A 20,154-nucleotide genomic window follows, 5' to 3' on the forward strand; every position below is an offset into this window, starting at 1 on the left:
ATTTGATTGTTTAAAGCTATAAAAATGACCAACACTAGTTGCGAGATGATATAGGATTCTACACATAGAGGAGTTTTGACAGCTAATGGAACTTTGGTATACAGAAAAACAGACAGATAGCTTTGGTATCACAGCAAAAGTGAAGCGTTCACTGCATAGTGAGCAGACTGATTTTCAGAAATTAGACATGCTTGAGACAGAAGAATGGGGTAATATGCTGACATTGGACGGCATGGTTATGACAACAGAACGTGATGAGTTCGTCTATCATGAGATGGTAGCGCATGTGCCATTGTTCACGCACCCGAATCCTGAGAATGTGCTGATTGTAGGCGGAGGAGACGGCGGTGTTATCCGTGAAGTACTCAAGCATGACAAAGTGAAAAAAGCTACACTTGTTGATATCGACGGCAAAGTTATCGAGTATTCCAAGAAGTTCTTGCCTTCCATCGCAGGTAAAATGGATGATCCTCGTGCAGATGTGCGCGTCGGTGACGGTTTTATGCATATTGCTGAAAGTGAGAACGCTTATGATGTCATTATGGTGGATTCGACAGAGCCTGTAGGACCAGCCGTCAACTTGTTTACAAAAGGCTTCTATGCCGGCATTGCGAAGGCATTGAAAGAAGATGGGTTGTTCGTTGCGCAGACAGATAATCCGTGGTTTAAAGCTGACTTGATTTCACAAGTGTTCAAAGATGTGAAGGAAATCTTCCCGGTAACAGAGCTATACACGGCGAATATCCCTACTTATCCGAGTGGTCTGTGGACGTTCACGATGGGCAGCAAGGTGCATCATCCGAAAGAAGTGAAGGAAGAACAGTTCCAGCCGATCGAAACGAAATACTATACACCTGAGCTTCACAAAGCTACTTTTGTCCTGCCCAAATTCGTACAGGATTTATTGAAATAAAAATGGAGAGACGCTTCCGTGGGGAGCGTTTTTCTTACTGAAAGGGGAAAGCTGCATGCGCCAGACAAAAATTCCGGTATGGATCGAGATGAATACGGCAATAACGGAGGAAGATGATACGGAGTACACGACTTTAAAGGCAGCTGGTACCTATTCCGCAAATGGGGGATTGACGGTCGTCAATTTCACCGAGGAATCCGAAGAAGTTGGAGAAACGAAGACGTTGATTACAATCACGGGTGATAAGGTGAGTATCAAACGCTCAGGCGGATTTGAAATGAAGCAAGTTTTCATAAAGAATCAGCCGACAGAGAACGTATACCGCCATCCTTATGGTACAATGCATATGGAAACAAGCACACACGCGATGACGTTCTCGCCACTGACAACTGGCAGCCCGGCGGAACTTACGATAAGCTATACAGTAACCTTAAATCAGGCGCAGTCTAGAAGACATGCACTGACGTTGCGTGTGCAGGAGGAGAGTAACGGATGAATATCGTACAACAAACAGAACAAAAATTAAAAGCGGCGATTCAGGATGCTGTTTTAAAAGCTGGCTTAGCTGATAAAGAAACAATTCCTGCTATCATTTTAGAGCAGCCGAAGGATAAAGCGCATGGCGATTATGCAACGAATATTGCGATGCAGCTTGCTCGTGTTGCGAAAAAAGCACCTCGTGCCATTGCGGAGGATTTGCAGAATAACTTCGATTATGACAAAGCCCCTGTAGAAAAGATCGAAATTGCTGGACCAGGATTCATCAACTTTTTCATGCGTAACAGCTATCTTGGTGAACTAGTATCCACTATCTTAGAAGCAGGCGATAATTTTGGCCGCACGGACGCAGGTAAAGGAGAGAAAGTCCAAGTTGAATTCGTTTCGGCGAACCCGACTGGTGACTTGCACCTTGGACATGCACGCGGTGCAGCAGTAGGGGATTCTCTTTGCAACATTCTTGATGCAGCAGGCTATGAGGTTGGTCGCGAGTATTATATCAATGATGCTGGTAACCAGATCGATAACCTAGCCCGCAGTGTGCAGGCGCGTTATCTGCAAGCACTTGGACAAGATGCTGAGATGCCGGAGGACGGCTATCATGGTAAGGACATCATTGGTATTGGGAAAGAGCTTGCCGAGGAGTATGGCGATAGCTATGCATCGAAGCCGGAAGAGGAACGCCTTGCTTTCTTCCGCCAATATGGATTGACTTATGAATTGAAAAAGCTGGAGAAGGATCTAGCTGATTTCCGTGTTCCATTTGACGTGTGGTATTCAGAAACTTCTTTGTACCAAGATGGAAAAATCGATACGGCATTGGCGACACTTCGTAAAACTGACTATGTCTTTGAAGAAGATGGAGCAGTTTGGTTCCGTTCAACACACTTCGGTGATGATAAAGACCGTGTACTTATTAAACAAGATGGCAGCTATACGTATCTGACTCCGGATATCGCTTATCATAAAACAAAACTTGATCGAGGATTCTCCAAGCTAATCAACGTCTGGGGAGCCGATCACCATGGCTATATCCCACGTATGCGTGCCGCAATCCAAGCGCTTGGCTATGACGCAGATACACTGGAAGTTACAATCATCCAGATGGTCAACCTGTTCGAAAATGGTGAAAAGGTTAAAATGAGTAAACGTACTGGAAAAGCAGTTACGCTGCGTGAATTAATGGAAGAGGTCGGCATCGATGCAATGCGTTACTTCTTCGTTATGCGTTCCAGTGACTCTCATCTTGATTTCGACATGGATTTGGCGAAATCACAATCAAATGAAAACCCTGTTTTCTATGTGCAGTACGCATATGCTCGGATCAGCACGATGCTTGCGCAGGCTGCTGAAAAAGGATTCCAGACTGAAGGTCCATATGATGCGAGTCTTCTGACTGCTGAGAAAGAATTGGATCTTCTAAAACGACTTGGAGAATTCCCTCAAGTAGTTGCAGACGCGGCTGAAAAACGCATGCCGCACCGCATCACGCAATATAGCTTTGATCTGGCTTCTGCACTCCACAGCTTCTATAATGCGGAGAAAGTATTAAACCCAGATAACGAAGAGCTAACGAAAGCGCGGATTGCGTTGATGAATTCTGTTCGTATTACAATTAAAAATGCACTGCGTCTCATCAGTGTTGAAGCACCAGAAAAAATGTAAAAATACAAAAGCCCGTCAGCAGCAGTGCTGGCGGGCTTTTTTTATAGGTAATTCCGCAATGGTCTAAAGATGATACCGGTCGCCTTAGCAATCCATGGGCGTTTTTGTATAGTCTTAACTGAAGCTACAATGCTTGATTGTTCATCTTTTTTCCAAAGAGCGAGAAGCTGGGCATAAAAGAGGTCGTTCTCTCTGATAGTCACAGTAAGCTCCTTATTAATTAGCAAACTCCGTCCATCAAGATTAGCAGAACCGACAGCACACCATAATCCGTCGCACAGAAGAATTTTTGCGTGATAAAAGCCATTTTGATACAAGTTAATTCGTACGCCATGCTGCAGCAGACGACGGGCAAAGTGGAAAGACACTTGATTGACAACATAATGATCTACTTTGGACGGAAGCATGAGCCTGACATCCACACCTCTTTCAGCAGCTCGTTTGAGGGCAGCTTCCACACGTCTGGTCGGTACGCAGTAAGGTGTGCCGATATAAAGATATTCCTTCGCATGATGTATTTGGTGCAGCAACCAATCTTCGTATCCATCTGACGCTGTAATAACAACTTCGATCTGTGCACCATCAAGTGCAGGAGATTGTTTGGGTAATACGTGAAATGGAACACCCCAATCGGAGGCAAATAACTGTACAAATGTGTATACTGCCTCGCCTTCTAATTTGACGACACAATCTCGCCAAAAACCAAAACGAGGTTCTTTGCTTAAATACTCTTTTCCGATATTGAATCCTCCGACATAGGCACTTCGCTGATCAATGATGGTCACTTTTCTGTGGTTACGATAGTTCAGGTTGTACAGGAAATAAGGAAAGCGTGGAATATTAGCAAATCGCAGCATCACACCCGATTGTCGCAGACGCTTTCGTTCTTTTCGTGGTAAGCGGTAGCCGCCGATTCTGTCGAGTAGGAAGCGGATTTTGATTCCTTCCTGTGCTCGCTTTTGCAGTAATTCTGTCAACTGCTGTGTAGGTTCGTCCCATTTTACAAGGAAGAACTGGATATCAACTGACATCTGTGCAGTTTTTATGTCACGGATCAACGCGTCATAGAAGTTGACTCCATCATCGAACATGGAAACAAAGGCATGCTTATGACCGATCAGCCGATTGACTGCATTTCTTTTGCTATACCTCCTGCCAAGCGACAAGTCCACCCATACGAGCACTATTATGAGGAACAGGAGAGCCAGCAGGAAGAAGAAGACATACATACACTGACCTCCTTTCCCGAAGTAATAATAGGCTTTACAAATATAGCCAATATCATGTATCATAAAAACAAATCAGAGCGAACGGTAAAACCGGACGCAGAAAGGGATGATGATTATGTTGACATATACAATGATTAAAAAGCCGTCCGTCACTACGCACATCCCTTCTGCTCGTCTGGAGTAGCAGATTATTTCTGCTATTTTAAATTCTAGTGGAAGGGCTGTGCAAACAGTCCTTTTTATTATGGCTAAAAAAGCTACCACTAGGAGGAAAACATGAACGAAGCATTGAATTTATTAGGATGGAATGACCAATTGGAAACAGCAAAGCAAGCATATGATAAGGCTTGGACACCAGCTCGTATTGTGCTGGAGCATAAACATATGTACAGAGTGCTTGATGACAGAGGAGAGATGCTTGCGACACCGTCAGGGAAGTTTCGGCAAACTGGAGATTATCCAGCAGTCGGAGATTGGGTACTGGTAGATGCGCGGCATGAAGAAGGCAAAGCGACAATACACGCTTTATTGCCGCGAAAAAGTAAGTTTTCTCGTAAAGAGGCAGGAGCGGTGACAAAGGAACAAATCGTCGCAGTGAATGTTGATTATGTGTATTTGGTTATGGCGTTAAATCAGGATTATAATCTTCGCAGACTGGAACGCTATTTATTGGCAGCTTATGACAGTGGGGCATCACCGGTCATCATTTTAAGCAAAGGGGACCTGTGTGATAACTTGGAGGAGAAATATAGTGAAGTCGAAGCAATAGCTCCAGGTGTGACCCTCCATGTTACGAGTGCGGTTGACAGAAGAGGGGTTGACGCTATCAGCAGGCAGCTCGCCCCCGGTATAACTGCGGCCTTCTTAGGTTCTTCAGGCGCGGGCAAGTCCACCCTCGTCAACATGCTGTACGGAAAAGATGTACAGCTGGCAGGAGGAATCCGTGAAGATGATGGCAAAGGCAAACACACGACAACGCATCGTGAGCTTGTACAGCTGCCAGGCGGCGGTATGATTATCGATACCCCTGGTATGCGCGAACTGCAGCTATGGGATCAGCAGCATACTGGTGTGTCAGCAGCTTTTACTGATATTGAACAACTGGGAGAAACATGCCGTTTCCGTGACTGCACCCATAATAATGAACCTGGATGCCGTGTGCAGGAGGCTGTAGAGAATGGTGAGCTGGAGGAAGAACGGCTTCGCAGCTATTTTAAGCTGCAGCGGGAGCTTCAGTATCTTGATAGTAAGACATCCACCAAAGCACAGCTGGAACAGAGAAAACAGTTCAAACAGCTGTCAAAACAAGTCAAACAAGTTAAAAAACGCCGCTGATCTGAAGAAATATTGCATTTTGATAGGCCTGGCAATATAATGTAAGGTATGGTTCTAAAACGGTAGACGTGAACATAACCAACTTATTGACAAAGGGAGTGCTGTGACAGTGGGTTTGAAAGAATACAGCAAAGAAGAGCTTGCTGACTTTTCCCTCGTGGAATTGACGAACTTGATTCTTGAGGAAGAAAACAAAGCAACCGATTATAAAGATTTATTCAATAAAGTAGCTGACATCAAAAAAATGAGCTCCGATCAGCGTGATGAATACTTGCTGCAGTTCTATACGGACTTGAACGTAGATGGCCGTTTTATGACAGCAGGATCCAATCTTTGGGGATTGAAAAGCTGGTATACAGTGGATCAATTCGACGAAGACGTTACAGTTGAACCTACGAAGAAAAGGAAGAAACGTGTAGCGGATGAAGATGAGGATATGGACGATCTTGAAGAAGACTTCACACTAGACGAAGAAGGCTTTGACGCAGATTACGGCGACGAAGAGGAAGATGACGACGATCTAGCTGACGATGATGTAGCGGAAGATGATTACGAAGGTGATTATCAGAGCGACGACACAGACGAAGAAACTCGTGAAATCGTTGGAGAAGATATGCACATCACTGGTGAAGAAGACGACGACGAAGAGGAAGACCGCTAAGCGAATAATAATCGCTTAATGTTATTGACTTTACACTGTAGAATCAGTAATATTTTATGTGGGCTCTTTAATTGTCCGAAGACGCGTTCCCTTAACAAAGGGAGCGCTTTTTATTTTTTCCTAAACTTTTTTAAGGACATGGGTATTCTATAAATAAATGCTAGAAATGAGGGATTACGTTGACAAAGTATATCTTTGTTACAGGAGGAGTTGTATCTTCTCTAGGGAAAGGAATTACAGCGGCATCACTTGGCCGTTTGTTGAAAAATAGAGGCTTGCAGGTGACTATTCAGAAATTTGATCCATATATCAATGTGGACCCAGGAACAATGAGTCCATATCAGCACGGAGAAGTCTTCGTTACAGAAGATGGAGCTGAAACGGATTTGGATCTTGGTCACTATGAGCGTTTCATCGATATTGATTTGAATAAATATTCCAACGTAACAACAGGTAAGATTTATTCTACTGTATTGAAAAAAGAACGCCGCGGCGATTATCTTGGCGGTACTGTTCAAGTTATCCCGCATATCACTAATGAAATCAAAGACAAAGTATTCCGCGCTGGGAAACAAACGAATGCAGATGTTGTCATCACAGAAATTGGCGGAACTGTAGGGGATATTGAATCCTTGCCGTTCTTGGAAGCAATCCGTCAAATTAAATCCGATATCGGCCGGGACAATGTAATGTATTTGCATTGTACACTTGTACCTTTCATCAAGGCAGCTGGGGAATTGAAAACAAAACCTACACAGCATAGCGTAAAAGAACTTCGCTCACTTGGTATCCAGCCAGATGCAATCGTTCTTCGTTCTGAAATGCCTATCAGTCAAGATATGAAAGAAAAAATCGCATCATCTTGCGATTTGGAAGTCAATGCAGTTGTTGAATGTATTGATGCCGATACACTTTACGATGTACCGCTAGCATTGCAGCGCCAAAACCTGGATCAGTTTGTTTGCGATCATTTCAAATTGGAGTGCCCGGCAGCTGATATGACAGAATGGTCTGCAATGGCAGCACATGTGACAAACCTTAAGAAAACTGTTCGAATTGCTTTGGTAGGTAAATATGTGGAGCTGCAGGATGCGTACATTTCTGTTGTGGAATCATTGAAGCACGCAGGCTATCCTTATGATACAGATATCGAAGTGAAATGGATCAACTCGGAAGATGTAACAGCTGATAATGCAGGAGAATTGCTCGGCAATGCAGATGGTATTCTTGTACCAGGAGGATTCGGTGATCGCGGTATCCAAGGTAAGATTGAAGCAATCCACTATGCTCGTACAAGAAAAATCCCATTCCTTGGTATTTGCCTAGGTATGCAGTTGGCAACTGTCGAGTTCGCACGTAATGTTCTGCATCTTGAAGGTGCACATTCAAGTGAGATTGATCCACTTACTCCGCATCCAGTTATTGACTTGCTGCCAGAACAAAAGGATATTTCCGATCTTGGCGGTACATTGCGTTTAGGCGTATATCCTTGCCGTCTGCAGGATGGTACGAAAACAAAAGAAGCATATGGCAATGAAGATGTTATCTATGAGCGTCACCGCCACCGCTTCGAGTTCAATAACCAATACCGTGTTCAAATGGAAGAAAAAGGTCTTGTATTCTCTGGTACAAGCCCAGATGGTCGTCTGATTGAAACTGTCGAAATCAAGGATCATCCTTGGTTCGTAGCTTCTCAATATCATCCGGAGTTCAAGAGCCGTCCAAACCGTCCACATGCCTTGTTCCATGGCTTCATAGGTGCATCTTTACAGCATAAAGAAAGCTGATTGACACATCTAAATACAATTATTTTGAGTGGAGAAGCAGGAATTTGGAGCTTTTTACTAGAAAAAGGTGTAATTGGGTCACAGCAGTGAACATTATGTCGAAGCAAGCTTGTGCTTGCTTCGTTTTCTAGGGGGATAAGCGGATGAGTAAGCACGTGTTGATCGTGGATGACCAGCCAGGTATCAGGATTTTGCTGGAGGAAGTCATCCGGGAAGAAGGACATACAGTGATTTCCGTCGGCACAGGAGCAAAAGCTCTTGATCAGATAAAAAGACAGAAGCCGGATTTGCTGCTAATCGATTATAAGCTGCCGGTGCTCGATGGACCAGCGGTGCTGGATAGATTGAAGGAACAGGGACTGTCTATCCCTACAATCATGATGAGCGGATTGGCGGAGGAAGCAGAAACTTTCCTGGATAATTATGACTTTCTAATTTGTGTGCTTGCTAAGCCTTTTGACATACTTAATGTGCGAAAAATGGTGAATCAAGCAGTAAAACAAGGGTCGAATCAAGTATAAAAGTGCGGGAAATGTTGCACCATGACGGGTGAGTTGGTATTCTTATGTATGGAAGCGATAAATACACGACTTCACATAGATAGTTGCCGACCGTCGTGCAAATTTGAAGGAGGATTTTTGTTATGCCTTTAGTATCAATGAAAGAAATGCTAGATGTAGCAAAAGACAATCACTATGCTGTAGGACAGTTTAATATCAACAACCTTGAATTCACACAAGCAATCCTGCAAGCAGCACAGGAAGAAAGCTCTCCTGTCATCCTTGGTGTATCCGAAGGGGCAGCGAAATATATGGGTGGCTTCAAGACAGTTGTATTGATGGTTAAAGGTCTTTTGGAAGACTATAACATCACTGTCCCAGTAGCAATTCACCTTGACCATGGTTCTAGTTTCGAAACATGTGCAAAAGCGATCCATGCTGGTTTCACTTCCGTAATGATCGATGGTTCCCACCATCCTTTGGAAGAAAACATTGCACTTACGAAGAAGGTAGTAGAACTTGCACACTTCCACGGCGTATCTGTTGAAGCAGAACTTGGCCGCATCGGTGGACAAGAAGACGACCTTATCGTAGACGATGCAGACGCAGCGTACGCGATTCCTTCTGAATGTAAACAGCTAGTGGAAGAAACTGGCGTTGACTGCTTCGCACCAGCGCTTGGTTCCGTACACGGCCCTTACAAAGGCGAACCAAACCTTGGATTCGACCGTATGGAAGAGATTTTCAACACAACTAGTCTTCCATTGGTATTGCACGGCGGTACTGGTATCCCGACAAAAGATATCCAAAAAGCAATCACGCTTGGTACTTCTAAAATCAACGTGAACACAGAAAACCAAATTTCTTCTGCTAAACGCGTTCGCGAAGTATTGGCAGAAAAACCAAATGAATACGATCCACGTAAATACCTAGGACCAGCTCGCGATGCGATTAAAGAAACAGTAATCGGCAAAATGCGCGAATTCGGCTCTTCAGGCAAAGCGTAAGTAAAAGCAATAAAACAAAAGAGAAAACTGACCATTATGGTTAGTTTTCTTTTTTTTTATTAAGAAAAGCGGAAATCAATACAATACAAAAAAACAATAACCTCCAGCACTGCAGCGCGACGATCTAGAAAGCCATAAGGTTTAGGAATGAGAAAATCGGTAACTTAACCTGTATAGTGACGTTACTTCACTTATAGGAGAATGTATCTCCTGCTTACAAAAAAGAAACCGAAGAAATTTACCGTAAACTCATTCAATCCTTTGCCATATAAGGGAGTCCTGCATAAACTACTTCGGAATTACTTAAGGAGTGGAACAAATGAAGTTCTTTGTGGATACTGTGAACTTAGAAGAAATCAAGCTAGCCAATGCACTGGGTGTGCTGTCTGGAGTGACAACGAATCCGTCATTGGTGGCCAAGGAGGGCGCATCGTTTCATGACAGGCTCCGGGAGATAGCTGAAGAGGTATCTGGATCTGTCAGTGCGGAGGTTGTTTCCGATCAAGCTGACGAAATGGTGGAAGAAGGCAAGGAGCTTGCTAAGATTGAATCAAATATTACCGTGAAGGTTCCTATGACTCTGGAAGGGCTGAAGGCGGTTAAGGTTTTATCGGAATTAAATATCAAGACTAATGTAACACTTATATTTAACGTGAACCAAGCATTGCTTGCGGCGCGTGCCGGGGCTACATATGTCTCGCCATTTATCGGAAGACTAGATGATATAGGACATAGTGGAATGGACCTTATTGGTAAGATTGCGGAGATTTTCGATCGACACAAGATCCAGACGAAAATCATCGCTGCTTCCATCCGGCATCCGCTTCATATTACAGAAGCTGCTCAGCAGGGAGCGCATATCGCGACCGTTCCTTTTGATGTCCTGCGGAAACTTGTGGAGCATCCATTGACAGATGCTGGAATTCAACGATTTCTTGCAGACTGGAACAGTCGTATATAGTATAATTATGGTAAAATAGAGGAAACTAACGTTGCTGTTATCCTAAATGTGAGGAGTTCCTTATGCAGAAAATACTAGTAGAGGGCGGAAACCTTCTTAAAGGAAAAGTGAAGATTAGCGGAGCGAAAAACAGTGCAGTAGCATTGCTGCCAGCTGCGATACTGGCTGAATCTTCCGTTTCAATAGAAGGGTTGCCTGAGATATCAGATGTTGAGACGCTAAGTGATTTGCTTGAAGAAATTGGCGGCAAAGTATCTAAAACAGATCAAACAATTACGATTGATCCTTCCGCAATGACGTCCATGCCTCTTCCGAACGGAAAAGTGAAGAAACTCCGGGCTTCCTATTATTTTATGGGTGCGATGCTCGGAAGATTCAAGCAGGCGGTCATCGGCTTACCTGGCGGCTGTTATCTTGGCCCTCGACCTATTGATCAGCATATCAAGGGCTTCGAAGCGTTAGGAGCAAAGGTGACGAATGAGCAAGGTGCCATCTATTTACGAGCGGATAAACTGCGCGGAGCGAGAATTTATTTGGACGTTCCAAGTGTTGGGGCGACGATTAATATTATGCTTGCCGCAGTGCGAGCAGAAGGAAAGACAGTAATTGAGAATGCAGCCAAGGAACCAGAGATTATTGATGTAGCCACGCTTTTGACGAGTATGGGCGCAAAGATCAAAGGTGCTGGTACCGATGTGATTCGCATCGAAGGGGTTGATTATCTTCATGGGTGTCGTCATACAATCATTCCTGATCGAATCGAAGCTGGTACGTATACAATCCTGGCTGCTTCACAAGGGGAAGAAGTAATTATCGACAATGTCATACCACAGCATTTGGAGTCCTTACTGGCGAAGCTGCGGGAGATGGGCGTAGAAATCGTGGAAGGCGAGGAGCAGCTGACAGTAAGACCAGGAGTGAGACTGAATAGTGTGGATGTGAAGACACTGGTTTATCCGGGCTTCCCGACCGATTTGCAGCAGCCTTTTACGGCACTCTTAACCAAAGCGCATGGCACTGGAGTTATTACCGACACCATCTATCAGGCTCGTTTCAAGCATATTGATGAACTGCGCCGGATGAACGCTCAAGTAAAGGTAGAGGGAGGAGCTTCTATCGTTACTGGTGCCGTCAAACTTGAAGGAGCTAAGGTAAAAGCAAGCGATCTTCGAGCAGGGGCAGCACTTATCATTGCTGCATTAATGGCGGATGGTGTTACAGAAATCACCGGCGTTGAGCATATTGATCGCGGCTATGAGCGTATCACAGAGAAACTGGTCGCACTTGGTGCCAATATTTGGCGAGAAGAAATGAGCGAGCAGGAAGTCGAGCAGTTTCAGAACTCTTGAGCGGCTGCAGCCCGCAAAAGAAATCGAATTTTGTCATCAAACCTTCATGATGAAGAGACTGGCGGAAGCCAGTCTTTTTATATATAAAAATTCCTTCGTTACACTTTAAAAATACAGTTGAATATTCAAGTACGAAAATGTATGATTAGTTATGCTAAAAAACGCAGCAAGTTTAAAAAAACTGTATTGTGGTAAAAAATGATAGTTATAATCTTCTATTCTAGTTATACACTACCATCCTTCCTTTTCTTCCAAGTGCTATGCATGGTCAAAAAGAATCCCTTGCAACCTCTTCGGTCAAGAATGACGACCAATAGCTTGAATTAGATTCCACCAGTATTGATGCACCAATGAAGGAAATGACAATAAACAGCCAAACAGATAAGGACGAGTCCTTAAATACAATAGGTGTGGTGATTTTGTGGCTGAACTATCTATTTCTCATTTAGAAACATTAACATTAAAAGAATTGTACGCAATGGCACGCGAATACCGCGTATCTTATTATGCGAAATTGACGAAACGCGAATTAATCTTTGCTATTCTGAAAGCCCAGGCTGAAAAGGATGGTTTCCTTTTCATGGACGGTATCCTGGAAATCATTCCATCTGAAGGCTTCGGATTCCTCCGGCCAATTAATTATGCTCCGAGTGCAGAAGATATCTATATCAGCGCATCGCAAATCAGACGCTTTGATTTGCGGAATGGAGATAAAGTTTCCGGTAAGGTTCGCCCGCCGAAAGAAAACGAACGTTATTACGGACTTCTGCATGTGGATGCAGTAAACAATGAAGATCCGGAAGTAGCGAAAGAGCGCGTACATTTTCCTGCACTGACGGCTTTGTATCCTGATAAGCAGATGAAATTGGAAACCGAGACTCGCAAATTGTCTACACGCATCATCGATTTGATGACGCCGGTTGGGTTTGGACAGCGTGGTTTGATCGTAGCCCCTCCAAAAGCAGGGAAAACGATGCTGCTGAAACAAATTGCTAACAGCATCACAACGAATCATCCAGACGCCAAGCTGATTATCTTGCTAGTAGATGAACGCCCGGAGGAAGTGACAGATATCGAACGTTCCGTTCACCCGGATGTTGATGTTGTCAGCTCGACTTTCGATGAAGTGCCAGAAAACCATATCAAGGTTTCCGAGCTAGTACTGGAGCGCGCGATGCGTTTGGTTGAGCATAAAAAGGACGTTATCGTGCTCATGGACAGCATCACACGCCTTGCAAGAGCTTATAACCTAGTTATTCCGCCAAGCGGACGTACACTTTCCGGTGGTATCGATCCAGCGGCTTTCCACCGTCCGAAACGATTCTTTGGTGCAGCTCGTAATATCGAAGAAGGCGGCAGCTTCACAATCCTTGCTACTGCTCTTGTTGATACAGGCTCCCGTATGGACGATGTTATCTACGAAGAGTTCAAAGGAACAGGTAATATGGAGCTTCATTTGGATCGTTCTCTTGCGGAAAGACGTATCTTCCCAGCAATCGATATGGTCCGTTCTGGTACAAGAAAAGAAGAATTGCTTGTCCCGAAAGGTCAATTGGATAAAATGTGGGCGATCCGCAAGACGATGCAGGATTCACATGACTTTGCCGAGCGCTTCCTGCGCCGTTTGAAAGCATCTAAAAACAACGAGGAATTCCTCGTGAATATGGAAGAGGACATGAAACGAAAAGGCACGAATAAGCGCGTCTGATTACATGGATTTCCTCTTGCAATGGGCTAGACAGACTGTTATAATCACGTTATGTGAGCTTTCACGACAGTTATCGGTCTCTCACAATAAACTCTGTTTCCAAGGGATTCAGGGCAAAAAGGAGTGCTAACGCATGAAAGAACAAATCCATCCGAAATATAACAAAGTTGTATTTCTAGATACTAGTTCTGATTACAAATTCTTGACTGGTTCTACTCAGAGTTCTGACGAAACAATCGAATGGGAAGATGGCAACACTTACCCTTTGATTCGTGTGGAAATCAGCTCAGCTTCTCACCCGTTCTACACTGGTAAGCAAAAAGCTGACAAAGCTGGCGGCCGCGTAGATCGTTTCAAGAAGAAATACAACTTGAGCTAATAGCTTAAGATATGAAGAAGAAAACAGGCAAACACCCTTTGCCTGTTTTTTCTGCTTCTAACCCCTTTTAAAGCTTACCATTACATGTACACTGATTATCCAGATATACATAAGTGGGATAGATATAGTATGGATAAAGATAGTGTAACGTGGCACTATCTTTTTTATTTGATAAGGAGAAATGACATGGCACAATTATTTTTCAAATATGGCGCAATGAACAGCGGAAAGTCGATTGAAATACTGAAAGTGGCCAATAATTACGAGGAACAAAACAAATCGGTTCTTATCTTCACTTCCGGCATAGATACAAGAGATGAAGTCGGCTACGTTTCCAGCAGAATTGGACTTCGAAGAAAAGCCATTCCGATATTCGAAGAAACAGATATTATGGAAATCGTTAAATCTCATGAACCAACACCGCATTGTGTGTTAATTGATGAAGTACAATTCTTAAGTAAAGAACATGTACTCCAGCTGGCAGCAATTGTTGATGCATTTGACATTCCTGTCATGGGCTTCGGATTGAAGAATGACTTCCAAAATGAATTGTTCGAAGGAAGCCGTTATATGCTTATTTATGCGGATAAAATCGAAGAGATGAAAACAATCTGCTGGTTCTGTGCACGCAAAGCAACAATGAACCTGCGGGTCGACGATGGCAAGCCAGTGTATACAGGAGATCAGATCCAGATTGGCGGCAATGACTCCTATTATCCTGTATGCCGCAAATGCCACACCAATCCGCCCCTTTAAATGAACTAAAACTACCCAAATGAAAGAAGGGACTGGCAGAAATGAAAGCGTTATTTATCGGAGGTACCGGAACTATTAGCTCAAGCGTAACTGAATTGGCTTTACAACAAGGATGGGAGCTGTTTTTGCTTAATCGCGGCTCGAAACCTGTACCAGAAGGCTGTCAAAGTATCATAGCCGATATTACAGATGAAGCAGCAGTTGCAGCGAAACTCCAAGATATGCAGTTTGATGTTGTAGCAGATTTCATTTCTTTTTCAGCATCAGATATTGAACGTGATGTTCGTTTATTTGCAGATAAGACAAAACAATTCATCTTTGTCAGCTCCGCTTCTGCATACCAAAAACCACCTCGTCACTATAAGACAACGGAGAGTACGCCGCTCGTGAACCCCTACTGGGAATATTCCCAGGATAAGATCGAAGCAGAAGAAGTACTGCAAAGAGCGTATCGAGATACAGGATTGCCTATAACAATTGTCCGTCCAAGCCATACATATGGCAATAAAAAGATTCCTGTGGCGTTCTATGGCGCAGGTGGCAGCTGGCAAATTGTAGAGAGAATCAAGCAAGGAAAGCCTGTTCTTGTTCATGGAGATGGGACCTCGCTTTGGACTCTGACTCACAATACGGATTTTGCCAAAGGATTTGTTGGTTTGATGGGAAATCCAGCAGCAATCGGAGAGACAGTGCATATCACTTCTGATGAAGTCCTGACGTGGAACAGCATCTATGACATAATCGGAGATGCTTTAGGAAAGCGTGTAGAAAAAGTGCATGTGTCAACAGATTTCCTCGTGATGTGCAGGCCTGATTTGAAAGGGTCACTGCTTGGAGATAAGGCAGAATGTGCTGTCTTTGATAACAGTAAAATAAAACGGCTTGTGCCTTCATTTGCAGCGACAAAGCGCTTTGACCAAGGTGTCAGAGAAGCGATTGAGAATATGGAACGTCATCCGGATTGGCAGCGGCCAGACCCGGAATTCGATCAGTTTTGTGACATGGTTATAGAAGCTCAGAAAAACGCAGCAGAACAGATTCGCCAGAGACTTAGCATGAATTGCTAGGTTTGTCGGCAGAAGCTATAATAAAGCAAGGAAAGAGGTGTCGCTATGCTAGATCGTTTACAAGCACTAGAAGACCGTTATGAGAAACTGAATGAATTATTAAGTGATCCAGATGTGATCAGTGATACAAATAAATTACGTGAGTTTTCCAAAGAACAAGCAGGATTGACAGATGTAGTACAAGCTTATCGCGAATACAAGAATATCAGCGCACAAGTGGATGATGCCAAAACGATGCTTGCTGAGGAAAAAGATCCGGAAATTATCGAAATGGCCAAAGCGGAAATTTCAGAATTGTCGCCACGACTTCCAGAATTGGAAGAGCAGATGCGTATTCTAATGCTTCCGAAGGATCCGAATGATGATAAAAACGTTATCATGGAGATCCGCGGAGCAGCTGGCGGAGATGAAGCAGCACTGTTTGCAGGTGATCTGTATCGTATGTACAGCAGATATGCGGAAGCGCAAGGCTGGAAGACGGAATTGATGGAAGCGAATTCGACTGGAGTTGGCGGCTACAAAGAGATCATCTTCATGATCAATGGTGCTAATGCTTATTCCAATCTAAAGTACGAAAATGGTGCTCACCGCGTGCAGCGTGTTCCTGAAACAGAATCTGGCGGACGTATCCATACGTCAACAGCAACTGTAGTGGTTATGCCGGAAGCAGAAGAAGTGGAAGTAGACATTCAAGACAAAGATATCCGAGTGGATACATTCACATCCAGCGGTCCAGGGGGACAGAGTGTAAATACGACGATGTCTGCGGTCCGCCTGACACATATGCCGACTGGAATCGTTGTGTCCATGCAGGATGAGAAATCCCAGATCAAGAACAAAGAGAAAGCGATGAAAATCTTGCGTGCTCGTATTTATGATAAGTTCCAGCAAGAAGCGCAAGCTGAATACGATGATGCACGTAAATCAGCCGTTGGTTCAGGGGACCGTTCTGAGCGTATTAGAACGTACAATTTTCCGCAAAACCGCGTAACAGATCACCGAATCGGACTTACAATTCAGAAGCTGGATCAGATTCTGGAAGGAAAGCTTCATGAAGTGGTTGATGCATTGATTATGGAAGAGCAGGCGAAGAGACTTGAGCAAATCGGAGAATAAGCAGCAACCGACTATCAGCCAAGCGCTGCAGGAGGCTATCGCATTTCTGCAAACGCATCAGCGTGAAGAAAGAGTAGCGGAGCTTTTGCTTCTGTTTCATCTTGGCATGAATAAGACAGAGCTTCTGATGAATATGAGGGAATCTATGGATCCTGTGCTTTATGCTGCATTCCGAAAAGATGTGGAGGAGCATGTAGAAACAGGCATTCCACTCCAGCATTTGACAGGAGAAGAAGAATTCCTTGGCAGACGTTTTTATGTGAATCGTGATGTCCTTATTCCGAGACCAGAAACAGAAGAGCTTGTACTTGGTGTAGAAAAATTAATTCAACAGCAGCTTGCTGGACAGGATTTAACGATTGCAGATATCGGTACAGGCAGTGGCATAATTGCCACATCTCTGAAGCTTGCTTTTCCTGTAGCTGAAGTGATCGCAACGGATATATCCGAGCGGGCTTTGCTTATCGCCAAAAGCAATAGCCGCACATTAGGTGCATCTATCCACTTAAAGCAAGGCAGTTACCTGGAACCGCTTCGTCAGCTCGAAAAACGGGTGAATGTGCTTGTTTCCAATCCGCCGTATATCGATGAGGCGGATAAAGAGAACATGACCGACACGGTGAAAAATTTTGATCCAAGTCTTGCTCTGTTCGCTGACGATAACGGACTTGCGGCTTATAAGGAAATCATCAGCGGATTATCAGATGTACTCGCTTTTCCGGCCATTGCTGCCTTTGAAATCGGCTGGCAGCAAGGAACGGCAGTCCGCGACTTATTAGTGGAGAAGTTCCCATCGGCAGAAGTGGAAGTTAGACAGGATATCAATGGGAAAGACCGTATGGTATTTGCTTGGATACAAGAATAGAAGGACTGTGCTGAGGCGCAGTTCTTTTTTTATTGAAAAAAACTAGATTCATAGGTTTAATTCTTTCGAGCATGTTCATACTGGTACCATTACACACAAGAAATGAGGTACCAAATATGAAAAAGCTATTCTTTTCCCTAACTGCAATCGTTCTATTATTTTTATATATTTTATATCCGGGAAGTGGCACAGAGGCTCAGGTGAGCAATAGTTCTCAAGCAGTGAAAGAAATTCCGGATGAAGCAATCCGTCTCCGGATTCTGGCTAATAGTAATTCCGATGCGGACCAGCAGCTAAAGCGTCTGATCCGAGACGAAGTGAATGCTCAGATTAATAGCTGGGTGAAGAATATGACGGATATTGAAGAGGCTCGGGACCTTATTGAAGAACAGCTTCCTGAAATAAAGAAGACAGTTGCACGTGTGCTGAATGAGCAAGGAAAAAGCCAGGGGTTCAATGTAGAGTACAGTGATGAGATTTCTTTTCCGGCAAAGCTTTACGGATCCTATCTTTATCCGGCAGGTCAGTATGAGGCTGTTTTAATCACACTTGGAGAAGGTGAAGGCGAAAACTGGTGGTGTGTGCTCTTTCCGCCGCTTTGCTTTCTCGATTTCTCCAGCGGTACAAGTGTAGCAGAGGCGGAAGTGAACGCAGATGCAGAACCGGTAGATGTGGTAGCGGACGCGCCATTAGAAGAAGAAAAGCCTAAGGTAAAGTTCTTTCTATTAGAATGGCTCAGCTAGAATCATATTATATTCCTCCCGTTCATATAATCTAGTAACTAGAAATAGACGGGAGGACTTTTTATGCAATTGATACCTGCACAAGCATGCGAGCTATCCGAGCTGGATGAATTTTTCAGCAATAGCCTGCCCAGGTGGAAGATGGAGCAGCAGAAATTATATGAAGAAGGGTATATCATAGTGGCGGAAGAAGGCTGGCGAGCTTTTTTCTGTTTGGAACAGCATGACCAGTCTCTGCGCGTACATTCTATGTACGTTAAGCCCCCAGCCAACGGAACGATCATCTTAACTTGTATGGAGCTTGCCAGCATCGAAGCGAGAAGGCGTGAAGCAAGCAGCCTGCGACTTATCAGCCACCATGAAACGCTAGATCAGCTCATGGCTTTATATGGATTCGAAGCGAAGCAAGGCTGGTGGGAGAAGACGCTCTGACATTGGGGTTTGTCAGTCCATGTGGTATCATAGCTCTTAGTGATATTTAGCAAAAGGAGCATCTGATCCATGATGGAAACGAAGCATTGGACTGTGTTACAGCAGTCTTTCGATAAAGAAGCGATAGAAGAGGCAGCAGTCCTTCTTAAAAAAGGAGAAGCTGTAGCTTTTCCAACCGAGACAGTTTATGGTCTTGGCGCTGATGCAACAAATGAACAAGCCGTCCGGAAAATATTTGAAGCAAAAGGTCGTCCGTCCGATAATCCGCTTATCGTCCATGTAGCGGACAAAGACCAGCTGAACGAACTTGTCGAAGTGGTCCCTGACGTTGCTTATAAACTTCTAGAGGCATTCAGTCCTGGACCGATTACGCTTATCTTGAAAAGTAAAGGGGCGGTTGCTCCTAATGTCAGTGCCGGACTAAATTCAATCGGTGTCCGGATACCAAGTCATCCTGTGGGATTACGTCTTTTGCAAGAGGTAGGGTTACCAATCGCTGCACCGAGTGCGAATATTTCAGGCAGACCTAGCCCGACGAAAGCAGAGCATGTGGTTCATGACTTGGATGGACGAATTGCTGGAATAATGGATGGTGGTCCGACTGGAATCGGTCTGGAGTCTACTGTGGTTGACTGTACGGAAGCAGTGCCCGTCATACTGCGACCAGGTGGTGTGACAGCTGAAGCAATCCAAGACGTCATCGGAACAGTGATGGTGGATCCTGGACTTGCTGGCGGGGAGAAAGAGAAACCGAAGGCACCAGGAATGAAATATACTCATTATGCACCAGAGGCGCCGCTGTATTTGGTAAACAAAGAGATGCAGCAGCATGCGGACAAGCTGACTGAAGCAGGTGAGAAGGTTGGTATTATTGCGACAGAGGAGCTTGCGCAAATGCTGAAGAGTGAACGGATCCAAATCTGCGGCACTAGAAGAGATCTCTCCACAGTGGCAGAGCATTTGTATGATGCGCTCAGACATTTCAAGAAATCAGATGTAACGGTCATCCTTTGTGAAAGCTTTGAGAAGCATGGAGTCGGTGCGGCCATTATGAACCGGCTGGAAAAAGCTGCGACAGGAATAATATAAGCAGAAGGGAACGTCGATCGGTGACGTTCCTTTTTCTATTTCAGTTACGTTAAGTGTTAAGATATTGCTGAGTTTAGGCAGATAGATGATTTGC

At 44.3% G+C, this 20,154-nt stretch carries 20 protein-coding genes; 19 read left to right on the plus strand and 1 reads right to left on the minus strand.

The window, feature by feature from the left end:
- Window positions 1–85: 85 nt before the first annotated feature.
- The 3 genes from speE to argS are packed head-to-tail and all read left to right on the plus strand — an operon-like array spanning window position 86 to window position 3,076.
- Window positions 86–913, plus strand: coding sequence for a polyamine aminopropyltransferase (speE, locus tag GZ22_RS14580; RefSeq protein ID WP_038564016.1), 828 nt, complete (start codon window positions 86–88; stop codon window positions 911–913).
- Window positions 914–968: 55 nt separating this feature from the next.
- Window positions 969–1,409, plus strand: a complete 441-nt coding sequence (locus GZ22_RS14585) for a YwiB family protein (RefSeq protein ID WP_038564018.1) — start codon at window positions 969–971, stop codon at window positions 1,407–1,409.
- The gene (gene argS / locus GZ22_RS14590) at window positions 1,406–3,076 is read left to right on the plus strand and encodes an arginine--tRNA ligase (protein ID WP_038564019.1); all 1,671 of its coding nucleotides are present in this window, start codon (window positions 1,406–1,408) and stop codon (window positions 3,074–3,076) included. The genes GZ22_RS14585 and argS overlap by 4 nt, the downstream gene beginning before the upstream one ends.
- 41 nt (window positions 3,077–3,117) lie before the next feature.
- Here the strand turns inward: argS and GZ22_RS14595 are convergent, their stop codons facing one another.
- Window positions 3,118–4,305, minus strand: coding sequence for a phospholipase D-like domain-containing protein (locus GZ22_RS14595; RefSeq protein ID WP_038564022.1), 1,188 nt, complete (start codon window positions 4,303–4,305; stop codon window positions 3,118–3,120).
- Between the two features lie 276 nt (window positions 4,306–4,581).
- Here GZ22_RS14595 and rsgA point away from each other — a divergent pair, with 276 nt between their 5' ends.
- From rsgA to GZ22_RS14675, 16 genes are all read left to right on the plus strand, one after another.
- The gene (gene rsgA / locus GZ22_RS14600; RefSeq protein ID WP_038564023.1) at window positions 4,582–5,640 is read left to right on the plus strand and encodes a ribosome small subunit-dependent GTPase A; all 1,059 of its coding nucleotides are present in this window, start codon (window positions 4,582–4,584) and stop codon (window positions 5,638–5,640) included.
- Window positions 5,641–5,749: 109 nt separating this feature from the next.
- Window positions 5,750–6,301 (plus strand): DNA-directed RNA polymerase subunit delta, encoded by a 552-nt coding sequence (gene rpoE / locus GZ22_RS14605; RefSeq protein WP_038564025.1) that lies wholly within the window; start codon window positions 5,750–5,752, stop codon window positions 6,299–6,301.
- A 179-nt stretch (window positions 6,302–6,480) separates the two neighbouring features.
- Window positions 6,481–8,088, plus strand: coding sequence for a CTP synthase (locus tag GZ22_RS14610; RefSeq protein ID WP_038564026.1), 1,608 nt, complete (start codon window positions 6,481–6,483; stop codon window positions 8,086–8,088).
- A gap of 143 nt (window positions 8,089–8,231) precedes the next feature.
- A complete protein-coding gene (locus tag GZ22_RS14615; RefSeq protein ID WP_038564028.1) occupies window positions 8,232–8,609 on the plus strand; it encodes a response regulator in 378 nt (125 codons plus the stop codon).
- 122 nt (window positions 8,610–8,731) lie between these two features.
- A complete protein-coding gene (locus GZ22_RS14620; RefSeq protein WP_038564029.1) occupies window positions 8,732–9,595 on the plus strand; it encodes a class II fructose-bisphosphate aldolase in 864 nt (287 codons plus the stop codon).
- Window positions 9,596–9,914: 319 nt separating this feature from the next.
- Complete coding sequence (gene fsa, locus GZ22_RS14625) at window positions 9,915–10,556, plus strand: fructose-6-phosphate aldolase (protein ID WP_038564031.1); 642 nt, start codon at window positions 9,915–9,917, stop codon at window positions 10,554–10,556.
- 62 nt (window positions 10,557–10,618) lie between these two features.
- A complete protein-coding gene (locus GZ22_RS14630) occupies window positions 10,619–11,905 on the plus strand; it encodes a UDP-N-acetylglucosamine 1-carboxyvinyltransferase (protein ID WP_038564032.1) in 1,287 nt (428 codons plus the stop codon).
- A 421-nt stretch (window positions 11,906–12,326) separates the two neighbouring features.
- The gene (rho, locus tag GZ22_RS14635) at window positions 12,327–13,613 is read left to right on the plus strand and encodes a transcription termination factor Rho (protein WP_038564034.1); all 1,287 of its coding nucleotides are present in this window, start codon (window positions 12,327–12,329) and stop codon (window positions 13,611–13,613) included.
- A gap of 133 nt (window positions 13,614–13,746) precedes the next feature.
- Window positions 13,747–13,992, plus strand: coding sequence for a type B 50S ribosomal protein L31 (locus GZ22_RS14640; protein WP_038564035.1), 246 nt, complete (start codon window positions 13,747–13,749; stop codon window positions 13,990–13,992).
- 186 nt (window positions 13,993–14,178) lie between these two features.
- Complete coding sequence (locus GZ22_RS14645; protein WP_038564038.1) at window positions 14,179–14,748, plus strand: thymidine kinase; 570 nt, start codon at window positions 14,179–14,181, stop codon at window positions 14,746–14,748.
- Between the two features lie 41 nt (window positions 14,749–14,789).
- Complete coding sequence (locus GZ22_RS14650) at window positions 14,790–15,815, plus strand: SDR family oxidoreductase (protein ID WP_038564041.1); 1,026 nt, start codon at window positions 14,790–14,792, stop codon at window positions 15,813–15,815.
- A 45-nt stretch (window positions 15,816–15,860) separates the two neighbouring features.
- Window positions 15,861–16,931, plus strand: a complete 1,071-nt coding sequence (gene prfA, locus GZ22_RS14655; RefSeq protein ID WP_038564044.1) for a peptide chain release factor 1 — start codon at window positions 15,861–15,863, stop codon at window positions 16,929–16,931.
- Window positions 16,912–17,796, plus strand: coding sequence for a peptide chain release factor N(5)-glutamine methyltransferase (gene prmC / locus GZ22_RS14660; RefSeq protein WP_084160756.1), 885 nt, complete (start codon window positions 16,912–16,914; stop codon window positions 17,794–17,796). The genes prfA and prmC overlap by 20 nt, the downstream gene beginning before the upstream one ends.
- A gap of 116 nt (window positions 17,797–17,912) precedes the next feature.
- Complete coding sequence (gene spoIIR / locus GZ22_RS14665) at window positions 17,913–18,539, plus strand: stage II sporulation protein R (protein ID WP_038564046.1); 627 nt, start codon at window positions 17,913–17,915, stop codon at window positions 18,537–18,539.
- Between the two features lie 63 nt (window positions 18,540–18,602).
- Window positions 18,603–18,971 carry a hypothetical protein gene (locus GZ22_RS14670; RefSeq protein WP_038564048.1) on the plus strand — a complete coding sequence of 123 codons (369 nt, stop codon included), beginning with the start codon at window positions 18,603–18,605 and terminating at the stop codon, window positions 18,969–18,971.
- Between the two features lie 72 nt (window positions 18,972–19,043).
- A complete protein-coding gene (locus GZ22_RS14675) occupies window positions 19,044–20,060 on the plus strand; it encodes an L-threonylcarbamoyladenylate synthase (RefSeq protein WP_038566149.1) in 1,017 nt (338 codons plus the stop codon).
- Window positions 20,061–20,154: the final 94 nt, after the last annotated feature.

It is taken from the genome of Terribacillus saccharophilus (assembly GCF_000725365.1).
Lineage (GTDB): Bacteria > Bacillota > Bacilli > Bacillales > Amphibacillaceae > Terribacillus > Terribacillus saccharophilus.

Excerpts from the sequence above, each read along its gene's own strand:
- GZ22_RS14675 (WP_038566149.1), top strand. The coding sequence starts at position 19,044 with ATGGAAACGAAGCATTGGACTGTGTTACAGCAGTCTTTCGATAAAGAA.
- spoIIR (WP_038564046.1), top strand. The coding sequence starts at position 17,913 with ATGAAAAAGCTATTCTTTTCCCTAACTGCAATCGTTCTATTATTTTTA.
- GZ22_RS14650 (WP_038564041.1), top strand. The coding sequence starts at position 14,790 with ATGAAAGCGTTATTTATCGGAGGTACCGGAACTATTAGCTCAAGCGTA.
- argS (WP_038564019.1), top strand. The coding sequence starts at position 1,406 with ATGAATATCGTACAACAAACAGAACAAAAATTAAAAGCGGCGATTCAG.
- GZ22_RS14585 (WP_038564018.1), top strand. The coding sequence starts at position 969 with ATGCGCCAGACAAAAATTCCGGTATGGATCGAGATGAATACGGCAATA.
- GZ22_RS14645 (WP_038564038.1), top strand. The coding sequence starts at position 14,179 with ATGGCACAATTATTTTTCAAATATGGCGCAATGAACAGCGGAAAGTCG.
- speE (WP_038564016.1), top strand. The coding sequence starts at position 86 with ATGGAACTTTGGTATACAGAAAAACAGACAGATAGCTTTGGTATCACA.
- GZ22_RS14670 (WP_038564048.1), top strand. The coding sequence starts at position 18,603 with ATGCAATTGATACCTGCACAAGCATGCGAGCTATCCGAGCTGGATGAA.
- GZ22_RS14620 (WP_038564029.1), top strand. The coding sequence starts at position 8,732 with ATGCCTTTAGTATCAATGAAAGAAATGCTAGATGTAGCAAAAGACAAT.
- fsa (WP_038564031.1), top strand. The coding sequence starts at position 9,915 with ATGAAGTTCTTTGTGGATACTGTGAACTTAGAAGAAATCAAGCTAGCC.
- GZ22_RS14630 (WP_038564032.1), top strand. The coding sequence starts at position 10,619 with ATGCAGAAAATACTAGTAGAGGGCGGAAACCTTCTTAAAGGAAAAGTG.
- GZ22_RS14615 (WP_038564028.1), top strand. The coding sequence starts at position 8,232 with ATGAGTAAGCACGTGTTGATCGTGGATGACCAGCCAGGTATCAGGATT.
- GZ22_RS14595 (WP_038564022.1), bottom strand. The coding sequence starts at position 4,305 with ATGTATGTCTTCTTCTTCCTGCTGGCTCTCCTGTTCCTCATAATAGTG.
- GZ22_RS14640 (WP_038564035.1), top strand. The coding sequence starts at position 13,747 with ATGAAAGAACAAATCCATCCGAAATATAACAAAGTTGTATTTCTAGAT.
- prfA (WP_038564044.1), top strand. The coding sequence starts at position 15,861 with ATGCTAGATCGTTTACAAGCACTAGAAGACCGTTATGAGAAACTGAAT.
- rsgA (WP_038564023.1), top strand. The coding sequence starts at position 4,582 with ATGAACGAAGCATTGAATTTATTAGGATGGAATGACCAATTGGAAACA.